Annotated in this window: 13 protein-coding genes; 3 read left to right on the forward strand and 10 right to left on the reverse strand. The window is 64.2% G+C overall.

Annotated elements, in window-relative coordinates:
* From queC to FMA36_RS16690, 3 genes are read left to right on the forward strand one after another with little or no spacing between them, the layout of a single operon-like run.
* Complete coding sequence (queC, locus tag FMA36_RS16680; protein WP_159263396.1) at positions 1–738, forward strand: 7-cyano-7-deazaguanine synthase QueC; 738 nt, start codon at positions 1–3, stop codon at positions 736–738.
* Complete coding sequence (locus FMA36_RS16685) at positions 731–1,258, forward strand: 6-pyruvoyl trahydropterin synthase family protein (protein ID WP_159263398.1); 528 nt, start codon at positions 731–733, stop codon at positions 1,256–1,258. The genes queC and FMA36_RS16685 overlap by 8 nt, the downstream gene beginning before the upstream one ends.
* Before the next feature lie 28 nt (positions 1,259–1,286).
* Positions 1,287–2,747, forward strand: coding sequence for a SulP family inorganic anion transporter (locus tag FMA36_RS16690; RefSeq protein WP_159263400.1), 1,461 nt, complete (start codon positions 1,287–1,289; stop codon positions 2,745–2,747).
* Between the two features lie 190 nt (positions 2,748–2,937).
* Here FMA36_RS16690 and FMA36_RS19810 read toward each other — a convergent pair whose 3' ends face one another.
* The 10 genes from FMA36_RS19810 to FMA36_RS16735 form a co-directional block, all read right to left on the reverse strand.
* On the reverse strand, positions 2,938–3,063 hold the full coding sequence (locus FMA36_RS19810; RefSeq protein ID WP_276612592.1) for a hypothetical protein: 126 nt from the start codon (positions 3,061–3,063) through the stop codon (positions 2,938–2,940).
* Between the two features lie 99 nt (positions 3,064–3,162).
* Positions 3,163–4,068: a hypothetical protein gene (locus tag FMA36_RS16695; protein ID WP_159263402.1), complete on the reverse strand. Its 906-nt coding sequence runs from the start codon at positions 4,066–4,068 to the stop codon at positions 3,163–3,165.
* Positions 4,065–5,015: an MlaD family protein gene (locus FMA36_RS16700; RefSeq protein ID WP_159263404.1), complete on the reverse strand. Its 951-nt coding sequence runs from the start codon at positions 5,013–5,015 to the stop codon at positions 4,065–4,067. Before FMA36_RS16700 ends, FMA36_RS16695 begins: the two co-directional genes overlap by 4 nt.
* Positions 5,015–5,710: a P-loop NTPase family protein gene (locus FMA36_RS16705; protein ID WP_159263406.1), complete on the reverse strand. Its 696-nt coding sequence runs from the start codon at positions 5,708–5,710 to the stop codon at positions 5,015–5,017. The genes FMA36_RS16700 and FMA36_RS16705 overlap by 1 nt, the downstream gene beginning before the upstream one ends.
* Before the next feature lie 2 nt (positions 5,711–5,712).
* Positions 5,713–6,552 carry an MlaE family ABC transporter permease gene (locus tag FMA36_RS16710; RefSeq protein ID WP_408885662.1) on the reverse strand — a complete coding sequence of 280 codons (840 nt, stop codon included), beginning with the start codon at positions 6,550–6,552 and terminating at the stop codon, positions 5,713–5,715.
* 53 nt (positions 6,553–6,605) lie between these two features.
* Positions 6,606–8,948: an adenylate/guanylate cyclase domain-containing protein gene (locus FMA36_RS16715; protein ID WP_159263410.1), complete on the reverse strand. Its 2,343-nt coding sequence runs from the start codon at positions 8,946–8,948 to the stop codon at positions 6,606–6,608.
* A gap of 95 nt (positions 8,949–9,043) precedes the next feature.
* On the reverse strand, positions 9,044–9,724 hold the full coding sequence (dnaQ, locus tag FMA36_RS16720; RefSeq protein ID WP_159263411.1) for a DNA polymerase III subunit epsilon: 681 nt from the start codon (positions 9,722–9,724) through the stop codon (positions 9,044–9,046).
* A complete protein-coding gene (coaE, locus tag FMA36_RS16725) occupies positions 9,721–10,350 on the reverse strand; it encodes a dephospho-CoA kinase (RefSeq protein ID WP_159263413.1) in 630 nt (209 codons plus the stop codon). The genes dnaQ and coaE overlap by 4 nt, the downstream gene beginning before the upstream one ends.
* A gap of 5 nt (positions 10,351–10,355) precedes the next feature.
* Positions 10,356–11,225 carry a shikimate dehydrogenase gene (locus tag FMA36_RS16730; RefSeq protein ID WP_159264092.1) on the reverse strand — a complete coding sequence of 290 codons (870 nt, stop codon included), beginning with the start codon at positions 11,223–11,225 and terminating at the stop codon, positions 10,356–10,358.
* A 29-nt stretch (positions 11,226–11,254) separates the two neighbouring features.
* Positions 11,255–12,073 carry an N-formylglutamate amidohydrolase gene (locus FMA36_RS16735; protein ID WP_159264094.1) on the reverse strand — a complete coding sequence of 273 codons (819 nt, stop codon included), beginning with the start codon at positions 12,071–12,073 and terminating at the stop codon, positions 11,255–11,257.
* Between the last annotated feature and the right edge of the window lie 213 nt (positions 12,074–12,286).

The following is a 12,286-nucleotide window of genomic DNA, read 5'->3' on the forward strand; positions in this document are numbered from 1 at the left end:
ATGAGCGTTGCCCCTCCCCCCTCGAAGCCCGAGAACGAAGCGGCCCTGGTCCTGTTTTCCGGCGGCCAGGATTCGGCCACCTGCCTTGCCTGGGCGCTGGCGCAGTTTGGCCGGGTGGAAACGCTGGGCTTTGATTACGGGCAGCGGCATGCAGTGGAACTGGAATGCCGCGCCACGCTGCGCGATGGCATGGCGCGGCTCAACCCCACATGGGCGCAGCGCCTCGGCGCCGATCACACGCTTGACCTTGCAGCCCTTGGCACCGTGTCGGACACGGCACTGACGCGTGAGGCGGAAATTGCGCTGACCGAGGGCGGGCTACCCAACACCTTCGTGCCCGGTCGCAACATCATTTTCCTCACCTTCGCCGCAGCCCTGGCCGCGCGCCGCAATATCCGCCACATCGTGACCGGCGTGTGCGAGACAGATTATTCCGGCTACCCCGACTGCCGCGATGACACGATCAAGTCCCTGCAGGTGACCCTCAACCTGGGCATGGCCAGTCATTACATCCTCCATACCCCGCTCATGTGGATCGACAAGGCCCAGACATGGGATCTGGCCGAGCAGATGGGCGGCGATGCGCTGGTGCAACTGATCAACCACGAGAGCCATAGCTGCTACATCGGCACGCGGGGCGTGCTGCATGAATGGGGCCATGGGTGTGGCACATGCCCGGCCTGCCTGCTGCGCAAGGCGGGGTGGGAGCGGTTCATGGCACAAAAACACCATGTTTGAACTGGTCTTCAGCCGCCGCTTTTCCATGGCGCACCGGCTGCTGGCAGGCAGCAGCGAGCGCTGCGCCCTGCCGCACGGGCATAATGAATATGTGCGCGTGCACCTGCGCGCAACAACACCCGCACCGCTTGATGGCAGCACCAACATGCTCGTGCCCTTCGAACGCGCCAAAGGCGTGTGGCACGGCTTTATCGACAACCATGTTGACCATGCACTGCAACTTGGCGAGGGCGACCCGCTTCTGGGCTGGTTCCACGCGCATGAACCACAGCGCGCGGCCCGCATCATGGTCACGCCGGGCGACCCCACGACCGAGCTGCTGGCCTGCCTGCTCATGGCCAAGCTCAATGCCTTCCTTGCCGCCGATGGCGGGGCACTCACCTGTGCGGCCATCGAAATACAAGAAACGCCCACCAACACGGTCCGTTACACCGGCGACCCGCTCGCGGTCCTGCCCCAGCCCCGTGCGGCCCCCCAATGCTGGTGGCGGCGCGCGGACATGACCATAGCCGACACCTGATCCTACCCTGAAAGGCCCCGTTTTTTACATGTCAGCACTCGCCCGCTACCGCCACGAATGGTTCGGCAACATCACGCGCGACACCCTGGCCGGGATGGTCGGAACGTTCGCGCTGATCCCCGAGGTCATCGCTTTTTCCTTCGTGGCGGGGGTAGACCCGACCGTTGGCCTTTATGCCTCCTTTGTCATCAGCGTGGTCATTGCGTTCACGGGCGGGCGGTCGGGCATGATCTCGGGGGCCGCGGGCTCGGTGGCGCTGGTAGCGGCGGCGCTGGTGCGCGGGCATGGCGTGCAGTACCTGCTGGCGGCGACCCTCCTGTGCGGCCTGCTGCAGGTTGTGTTCGGCATCCTCAAGCTTGACGTGCTCATGCGCTACGTCTCGCGCCCGGTGCGCACCGGGTTCGTCAACGCGCTGGCCATCCTGATCTTTTCGGCCCAGTTGCCACACATGCTGCATGTCACGTGGCATACCTATGCAATGATCGCGCTGGGGCTTGTCATCATCTACACGGTGCCGCGCTTTTTTACCGCCATCCCCTCGCCGCTCATCTGCATCGTGGTGCTCACGGCGGTAGCCGTGGCCTACCCCATGCCGCTGCACACGGTAGCCGATCTGGGCCGCCTACCCGACAGCCTGCCGCATCTGGTCTGGCCCGATGTGCCCTTCTCGCTTGATACGCTAGGCATCATCGCGCCTTACGCCCTGGCCATGGCCAGCGTGGGCGTGCTCGAATCCATGATGACCGCCCGCGTGGTCGATGACATGACCGACACCCACAGCAGCAAAAAGCAGGAATGCATGGGCCTTGGCGTGGCCAACATTGCGGTGGGCCTGTTTGGCGGCATTGCGGGTTGCGGCATGATTGGCCAGACGGTGGGCAACCTGCGCTATGGCGGGCGGGGGCGGCTTTCCACCTTCGTGGCGGGTGCATTCCTGCTACTGCTGATGGTTGCCCTGCGGCCATGGGTGGCGCAGGTGCCGGTGGCAGCCCTTGTCGCGATCATGATCATGGTCTCGGCCAGCACATTCTCATGGGGTTCGCTGCGTGATCTCGCGCACCACCCGCGCACGACCAGCATCATCATGCTGGCCACCGTGGCGGTTGTGGTGGGCACGCATGACCTTGCGGCAGGCGTGGCCGTGGGCGTGCTGCTCAATGGCCTGTTCTTCGCCTTTCAGGTGTCGAACATGCTGTCGGTCACCAGCACGCTCTCGCCCGACGGCTACAGCCGCACCTATATCGTGAACGGGCAGGTGTTCTTTGCGTCATCGGACGGGTTTACCGATGCATTCGACCTGCATGATACCGCCCGCGACATCACCATCGATCTCAACCACGCCCATCTGTGGGACATGACGGCAGCAGGCGCAGTGGAAGAACTGGTGGGCCGGATGAAGGCGCAGGGCATGCTGGTGCGCCTGACCGGGCTGAACACGGCCAGCACCACGCTGATCGAGCGGCATACCGAACTGGACAGCCTGGCCTGAGCAGAATGGGGCTGCATGCCCCTCCTGCTCTTTTCCCGGGTTTTGCCTGAAAAGGCCGCCCGGGAAATATCCTGAAAATCATAAAGAAATTGCAGGTGAAGCTTTTTAAAAAGCTTCACGGGACGCAGCCTTCCCCGCTTGCTGAAAAGCGGGTCAGCCTGACTGGCTAAGGCACGATCGGAAACCGTCCCTACAGGTCCAGCCCTTCAATGATCCGCGCGGCAAGCTGGGCATGCAGGTGCTGGTCATGGCAGAACCAGACATCCTTTTCCGTAACGCCGTCTGCCTCGAAAGGCCGACGGCAAGGTGCGTTCATCTGTCATGAAGTTGCCTTGCCGGGCTGAACGATCACCCTTAACCTTATATCGAAAAAAATTGCCTGCAGTGCGCATGCGCTCCACAGGGCATCGGGCTGCTATTTCCCGCTTTTTCCTGCCGTGTCTTTAGCCGCGGTTGCGGCCGGTGCCGCAAAGGGATCGGCAACCGGGGCCGTACCCGCAAGTTTGGCCCACTGGTCGGCTGCCGTCGTATCGCCGGCCTGCCGCGCGCTCTGGCTGGCGCGGGCATAAAGCTGGGCTGCAGCCTGCACATTGCCTGCCTTGGTCGCCGCACGGGCGGCTACGCCAAGGGCGCGGGCCATGTCACGGTAATGCACCTGTGTCTGGCGGATGGTCGCGGCCTGCAGCGCATCCTGCCAGGCGGTCTGGGCACTGCCGCCGGTGGCGAGCAGGTTACGGGCCGCCATCTCCTTGCCATCTGCGGTCCAGCTATCGGGCAGCTTGCCGGTCAGTGTTTCGAAATACGCCGCGACCGAGGCAAGTGTCGCGCCATCCCCGCTCTCATCGGCAATCAGCCCGCGAATGAACTGGCCTTTCTCGGCAATGTCAGGATCCTGCGCACCTGCGGCAAGGGCAGCCTGTTTCGCGGCTTCGGCCTCGCGGCCCAGTCGGTGCAGCGCACCAGCCTGCACCAGGTCCAGCCCCGTATCATCGGTGGCCTGCCCGCGCAGCGCCACCGCCGCGCGGGTTGAGGTGATGGTGGCCAAGGCATCCTGCGGCTTGTTTTCATCAAGCTGCACGGTGGCCAGATTGTAGCCTGCATCGCCTATGGCCGTTACATCATCACGCGCTACGGCACGCTGGCCTGCCGCGCGGTACTGCTGCTCGGCCACCGCAAGCCGGTCAAGCCCTACGGCATCGTGCCCGGTATCCATATCCTGCGACAGGGTGCTGTCGGTCGGGGGGGCGGCCTTCTGTGCCCCGCCGCAGGCGGCAAGGGCCAGTGCCAGGCCCAGGGTCGCGTAGTTTTTTTTCATCTTCATGGCTGCACCTTCTGCGCGGGAAGACGGGCGTGGCGCTGCTTCACCTTGTTGCCGCTGCCACCCAGCAGCCACATGCCCCGCATCTGGTCAACCAGCTTCTGCAGGCTGCTGGCCGTGGTCTGGGCCTGCACCAGAAGGACCGGCAGCTGCTGGCTGGCATCCTTCAGGTTGCCGGTAATGGCGGGCGTGGCATTGCTCAGGTCGCCCGTCGCCTTCTGCACGTTGCTCATCGAGGCACTGGCCTTGTCCATAACGACGGCAAGCTGCTTCTCGATCGGGGTCAACTGGCTGACCGTGGCGTCAAGGCTGGTGATCATCTGTTCCGCCTGGCGGATCAGGTCATCATTGGTCATGAGCCGCCCGATGGAGCCCTTGCCCGCATGCATGTCGGTAATGGTGGCATCCAGCGTTGCCATCATGTGCTGGGCGTTATCAAGAACAGGGATCACACGGTCGCGGATGTCACTGAAGGTCTGGGTAATGGTATCGGCCGGGTTGGGCGCGTTGGTGGCACTGAGCACGGCATAGCTCCAGTCCAGCTTCTCGCCCACGCCACGCGAGATGTCGATATAGCTCGCCCCCGCCACAACGAAACGCTTGCGGATGATGGCCGTGCTGTCATGGCGGATATAGGGTTCGATATCCGGATCGATCTCGGCCACGGCGTACATGCCGCCCGACGGGTTGATGCGCACGCGGCGCACCGTGCCCGCATGGATGCCCATCACCTCAAGGTCATCGCCAACGGAAAGACCGCTCACCCCGTCTTCTGGCAGGACGATGCGCAGCCGACCCGCGGGCGTGAGCCAGTCGCGCAGCACGCCAGCCTCGATTACCGCGCCAAACAGGATGATCAGGGCGACCAGAACAAGGATGCCCACCCATTCATCGGCGTAACGGACGCGCACAAGCTGCCGGATTCCGTCTGACTGTTGTTTCTGCACCATTACACCACCCGCAGGGAAAAAAGACCTTCGTCGAGAAGGCGCATGTGGATATTCACCGCCTTGCGATATGCATGCCACGCAGCAGAGGAGCGGACGAACCACAGCACCCCGCAGCCACGGTCGCGCGCGGCGGTCATCGTCTCAAAAAACGGCAGGACCGTCTCTTCTGGCAGCATGTCGGAAATATCTTCCAGTATCAGCAGGTCTGGCCGCCCCATGAAGGCGCGCACGCAGGCCGCCCGTGCCAGATCCGCGCCTGAAAGCCGGTCTGGCGCGGTAATGGGCAGGCCGGGAAAGCCGAATGTATGCCCAAGCTCGGTTGCGCGCCGGACCACGTGCTCGAACGGGTCTGTCGTATGGTACAGGTGTGGCAGCATGATGTTGAGATGCGTGCCAAACAGGCTCAGCCAGCTGCCATGGCGCGAGATACGGCCAATACGCCCGCGCAGCGCATTGAGCTGCCGGTCATACAGCGTGCTCCAGTCCAGCCCCATGAACTTGATGCTGCCCTGCGTGAGCGGGATCATGCCCGTGCACAGATCAGCGAACATGGCGGCGCGCTCGAAGTCACGGCAGTCGATCACCGCGCATTCGCCTGGCATGATGCGCAGGTTGTAGGGCGCGGGCATGAGGCCGCTTTCCTCGAACGAAGGTACGGCATCGCGTAGTTCCAGCAGGGGCGCGTTTGCTGCCATGGTCAGAAATCCAGCATGAAGAGGATATTGACCACCAGCACCAGCATGATCCCGCGGGCAAAGCCGCGCGGCATGATGGTGGCCATCGTATCGTTACTGCTTACGGTCAGCCCCGAAATGCACGCCCCCAGCCCGACAAAGAAACCGACCAGCACGAATTTGAGCGGGATGACGAGGTAATCCCACGTGGTCATGGCGGCCAGCACGTTGAAGAAGAACGTCCAGACCGAGGACGTGATCGCCCCGCTGGCATGTGCCACCACGAAACCCATGAGCAGCGATACGACCGCGAAGATCATGCCAAGCGTAAAGCCGCCCACCGTAAAGGCAAAGGTGCGCGGCATGACCAGTACGAGGAAGGGATCGATGCCCCGCGCCTGCAGGCCACGTACTTCGCCGCCAAGCACCATCATGCCGATCTCGGTCAGTGACAGCATGCCGCTACGACCCATCAGGATGATCCCCACGAGAATGGGCGAGATTTCACGCACCAGCACCGAGACCAGGATCGAGCCTGTCATCTGCGCCATGCCAGCATAACCCAGCCAGTACGCCGCCTGCGACACGACCATGAGGCCCGCGAGTGTTGCGGTAATGACAATGCTCAGAAAACCGCCACCAATCACCTGCCGCAAGGTGGCGCGAAATTCATAGATGACCGGCCTGCGCCATGAATTGGGGCGCAGGCTCTCGCGCAGCGTGCCCCACCCCGCCCCGATCAGCAGCAGCGTGAAGCGGACCTGATGGCGCGTCAGCCGCCCCAGCGCGGCAAGCCATGGCGCAAAACGCCCGACCAGCGTGGCGAAGCGGCCGGTGTCCCTGCTCTCCTCTGGCGGGGCCATCTGGGCCAGCACGCTTGATGCCTCCTGTTCGGGCGGCGGGGAAGCGTTTTCTGTCATCGCCGCCCGGCCAGCACATAGGTGCGCGTCAGCCCCGCGCCGGGAATGAAGAAGCGCCCGCGCTCACGGAACAGGAAGTTCTGGCGCAGCTGGTGGTAGACATCCTCCGTCACCTGAATGGTGCCGACATCGGGCGCGCCCTGGGCCATCATCTCGGCCATGCCCATGGCATCGCCCCACAGGTTGAAGGCCTGCGGCGCCTTGCCGAGCATGCCGCCAAAGACGGGGCCGACATCAATGCCGATGCGGAAGACGGGGTCAAGATCCTCCTTCGCCAGCACGGCCAGCGTGTTTTCACGCATCATCAGCGCCGCGTTGGCCATGCGGAAGACCGCACCCTTGTCGGGTGTATGTGAGCAGCCCGCCACGCACACCACGCGGTGGCCGAGCATGCGGATGGAGAACAGCCCGCACTGACGGGCGATGTCCTGCAGCATGCCTGCCATCATATCGATCAGCTTGAGGTTGGCCATCGGGTCGTTCTGGGCCGTCATGACCATGTCCGACAGGCTGATGACCATGATGGCTACGGCAGGGAAGAACCCTTCCATATTGGCCAGATCCTGCGCCGCAGGCTGGCCGTTCATGCCCAGGCTGCCGGGCGCGAGCAGGAAGCCCTGGTTGGGATCATGCGCCACTTCATCAGGCGAAGGCTCGGATTCCAGTTCCTCACGCGCGGCGGCGACCGCCGTGTAATGCTGCGCCGAGAAGCGTGCCGCCGTAACGCCTGCCACCATTTCCACGAAATGGGAGACCACCTCCGCCCGCGGCGCATCCTCAAGCGTGATCACGCCCACCGGGCCGCTGCTGCCCAGGATGGGGCTGCAAAACAGCGCCCGGCTGCCAAACGAGCGCATGTAGATGCGGTAGAACGACCCGACCCGCTCATCGGCCGCCGCATTTTCCGTTGTCAGCGCATCACCATGCGAGACGGCATCGAAGAAGGTCTTGAGGTCCGTTGTGGCCATCTCGAAGCCACCGGAATGCACATCTTGCTGCCGGTCGTAGGAATCGATGCACATCAGCGTGTGCCCGTCATGCAGGATGCGCCAGATGGCGGCCCGCCGGGCATGGGACTGATCGGCCAGGGTCTCGGTCAGCAGCAGGGCATTGTCTTCCGGGTTGAACAGGTCCGGATAGGTCGCAACCGACTGCAGGGCATGACTCTCGTAATTGGCCACGGCGCGGGAGCTGGCAATCTGCTCACGCATGCGGTCGGCCCGGCGCGCCTGCAGGAACAAAAGCAGCCCCAGCCCCGAGGCCAGCATCACGACCAGCACGGTAAAGAGCAGGTTCTGCCGCCCATCCGCCATGGCAAACTGCGAGAAATCATCCTCCGGCGCCACGAGCAGCAGCACCCAGCTATCGCTGCCAACCGGCAGGTTGGCGGTGATGGTGACGTAATTCTTGCCGTGAACCTTGACCGTGCGCGCGCCATCGCCATGAACGCGGTATTCGTCAAACGCCTTGGTCATGACCGGAAAGTGCTTGGGGTCGAGCTTCATCCTGTCGGGGTCGCCGCCTGCGGCGGCCTCGGCCTCCTGCATGCCGTGGCCTGCCAGCACATGCCCCTCGCGATCCATCAGGATGGCGTTGCCGCTCTCACCGATGCGCAGGGAATTGAGGAATTTGTTCAGATGCGCCAGCGACATGTTGATGGCATAGACATAGGTCTTGTCGTCCATCCCCTTATAGGGAATGGCCGCCGTCAGCGTCAGCTGACGGGTCACTTCCACGATATAGGGATGGGTCCAGTGCAGTTGCCCTGCCTTGACTGTATCAGCAAACCAGGCATGGCCACGCGGGTCATAGCTGCCTGCGGGGGTCTGCCACTGCCTGAGCACCTTGCCGTTGGCATCACGCAGTTCATGGGTGAAGATGGGCGGCTTGTCCGCCTGCCGGACCAGGGTGGTCAGAGCCACCTGCTGATCGTTCTCGCCATGTTCGAGCGTGCTGAAATTGCCATCGCCGTCAGCGATATAGAATGACTGGATCTGCGGCACGTTGCGCAGCATGGTGCTGCTGTAGCCCATGAAGATCTTCTGTTCCACCGCGGGCGCGCCATGTTCGAGCATGTCGCGTGCCACCACGCTGCCCGCCGATGCCGGAGCGAGGAAGGAATTGACTTCCTTGGCGATGTAATCCTGCTGGCTGACCAGCAGTTCATGCGTCAGGGCGAGCGCGCCGGTGCGCACCGTGCGGTAGGAGTGCCAGCCAAAGCCTGCGATGATGGCAATAATGCCCACCACGCACCCCACGGGCACGCCCACATGCCGCAGGAAACGCTTGACCTGATCGGAAGGGGCAATCGTGGGATCGACAATCTCGTCCGTGGACAATGCTCTCTTCCTGTTCAACACATCAGGGCCGGTGAAGGGACAAGACTAGACCAAAGCCACCCGAACAGCCACTCCCTTTGTTACATACCCCCTATTCAGGTCAGCCAGACGGGGTCGGACAGGGCGGCCACAAAGGCCTGATGGGCCTCGATTTCCGCTGTGTCGGGCTGCACGCGCACCGCCACATGCCCCGGCGGGCGCGCATAGGTGTAGGTAGCGATGCCCCCACCCCCTTCAGCCACCGACAGGCCAAGCCCGCGCTGGCGCCCGCCGGTCAGTTCAAGATAGACCTCGGCAAGCAGTTTGCAGTCGAGCAGGGCGTTATGGGTGGTACGGGCCGAGAGGTCGATGCCAAAGCGGCGGCACAGCGCATCAAGGCTGTTGGGCATGCCGGGAAAACGCTCGCGCGCCATGTCCAGCGTATCAACCATGCGACCCATATCAAGTTCAGGCAGGCGGGCGCGGGCGAGCTCCGCGTTCAGGAAGCCAAAGTCAAACCGCGCATTATGGGCGACCAGCGGATCATTGCCCACGAATTCAAGGAAACCAGGAGCAATCTCGGCAAATTTCGGCTTTCCCTCAAGGTCGGCATAGGTAAAGCCATGCACGCGCGATGCCTCCTCGGGCACGTCGCGCTCGGGGTCGATCAGCACATGGAAATTATTGCCCGTGGGCAGGTCGCCCATCAGTTCCAGCGCTGCGATTTCAATCACGCGGTCGCCCTTGAGCGGGTCAAGCCCCGTAGTTTCCGTATCGAACAGGATGGAACGTTTCATGCGGGTTTTCCCCTGTAGGCCGCCCATGCGGCGGGGCTGGCATCATGCATGGCCCGCAGCAGGCGCCTGACCTGCCGGAGCGTGTCATGCCGCGACAGCCCGGTTTCAATCACGATATCGGCCCTGCGCCGCCGGGCGGCATCGGGCATCTGGCGGACCAGAACGGCGTCAAGCTGCGCGGGCGTCATGGTGCCGCGCCTCAACACGCGCGCGCGCTGGATGGAAGCAGGCGCGCTGACCACCACAACCCTGTCACAGATCCGCTCGGCCCCGGTCTCCAACAGGAGCGGAATGTCGAGCACCACCCACCGGCATCCGTCACGCCGCGCCCGCTCAAGAAAGCGCGTGCGCGCGGCCCGCACCAGCGGGTGCATAATGCCCTCAAGCCCGCGCATGATGCCGGGATCAGCCAGCGCTGCGCGTCGCAGCACCGCCCGATCGAGCACGCCATCGCGCACGCTGCCGGGTACCAGCTTTTCAATGGCGGGCAGCGCGCGGCCATGCGGGCCCTGAAGCGCGCGCACCTGCGCATCGGCATCGAACACGCGCAGGCCGGCGCGGCGCAGCAGGGTCGCCATGGTGGACTTGCCCATACCGATCCCGCCCGTAAGGCCGAGCACCCGCATGGTGTTCAGCCCCCTGCGTGGGCCGCGCGCAGATCGGCATCAAGCAGGGCTTCGACCTCCGGGCCGATGGCAGGCCTCGCGCCAAACCATTTTTCAAACCCCAGCCCGGCCTGATGGATCAGCATGCCCAGCCCATCCACCGTGCGCAGGCCGTGGCGTGCGGCAAGTTGCAGCAGCCCGGTCTGGCGCGGCACGTAAACGATGTCGCACACCACAAGCCCGGCATCGGCCTGCGCCAGATCAAGCGGAAACGCGGCGTCATCCGCCCCTTCCATCCCGATCGAGGTGGTGTTGACAAGCAGCGTGCAGCCCGCCAGCGCCTCACCGGCCCGCACCCAGTCAATGACCTCGATTCCCTCCAGCGCGGCTGCAAGGGCCTCGGCACGGGCGCGGGTGCGGTTGGCAACGATCACCTTCACGCCCCGGTCGAGCAGGCTTGCGGCGATGGCGCGCGCAGCCCCACCAGCGCCAAGCAGCAGGGCACGCCCGCCGTGCACCGCCACGCCATGCGCCTCGACATTGGCCACGAAGCCATCGCCATCGGTGGAATAGCCCTCGATCTGGCCATTGGCGGCAAAGACCAGCGTGTTGACCGAGCCCGAACGCTGTGCCGAGCGGTCAAGACGGTCAACGATGCGATAGGCGGATTCCTTGTGCGGGATGGTCACGTTCACCCCCCGGAAGCCCGCGGCCTGCAACCCTTTTACCGCCGTATCAAACGCGCCGGGCTGCACGGGCAGCGGCACATAGGCGCCATTGATGCTGGCCTGCGCCAGCCAGAAATTATGCATGAGCGGCGAGCGTGAATGCGCCACCGGCCAGCCGATCACCCCCGCAAGCAGGGTATGCCCGTCAATACGGAGGCTGCGTTCCATCGTGTTGTTCATCAACGGCGTGTTCCTGCTCAGTGGCGGTATTCTTCCCAGGCCCGGGGCAGGATGCGCGCAAGCCGCGCAGCCCATTCGGCCTGCCCCTCCGGGGTGGCGATCAGGTCCTGCCTGATCTCGATTTCCAGATACGGCAGGCCGCGCCCTTCGGCATGGACCGGCACGGTGTAGTCATTCACATCCGTCAGCGCATAGGGCTCGTTGCTGCCCACCACCAGCCCGTCTTCCGCCGCGAGCAGGTCACGCACGCGCAGGCCGAAGGCGGGGTTGCGGTTGTGCAGCACGCCCGTATGCCACGGCCGCACCTGACCGTTCATGCAATCGGTAAAGCTGTGCAGCGAGATCAGCACCACGGGCAGGCCGGCCTCAAGTCGCGTGGAAATCTCGCCGCGGATTTTCTGGTGATAGGGCAGGAAGATCTCCTCCACCCGGCAGCCTTCCGCATCTGCGCTCAGGGCGGCATTGGCGGGTACGGGCGTGCCGTCGCTTTCGCGCACGATGGAGGCGGGATGCCCCGGTGCGCGGTTACAGTCGATCACGAGACGGGAATAGGCCTGCTCGATCAGCACACAGCCCAGCTTTTCGGCCAGAAGGCGCCCGGTTTCGGCCATGCCCAGATCACAGGCGATATGGCGCGCCCGGTCCTTTTCACTCACCCCCATGTCGCCCAATGCGGCGGGGATGGCTTGGCCCGCATGGTCACTGACCAGCACAAAGGGCAGCCCCCCTGCCGTGGCCACGCCATCAAGCGCCGACGGGCCGAACTGGATGACCGGTGCCGGATCGGCCGGGGTCAGCAAACGTGACGGCTCCTGTGCAAGGGCTGCATGGTGCATTGTGGCGTAACGTCCTCTGCCATGGGCGGGTTGGGGGCCGACATTACAGCCCTGACCCGCCAAGTAAAAGACCCCGCCGGGGCTACGCGCCGCAACCCCGCCCCGCGCCACCGCCCCATGCGCGCAGGATTGCGGCGCGCCATGATTGTATCTGCCGCGCCGCGCCGGTAGGGTGCGCAGCGCGCAATGGCATTTTGCCATGAAGGCGCGCCA

Origin of the sequence: Komagataeibacter xylinus (assembly GCF_009834365.1) — a bacterium.
Classification (GTDB): Bacteria; Pseudomonadota; Alphaproteobacteria; order Acetobacterales; family Acetobacteraceae; genus Komagataeibacter; species Komagataeibacter xylinus_D.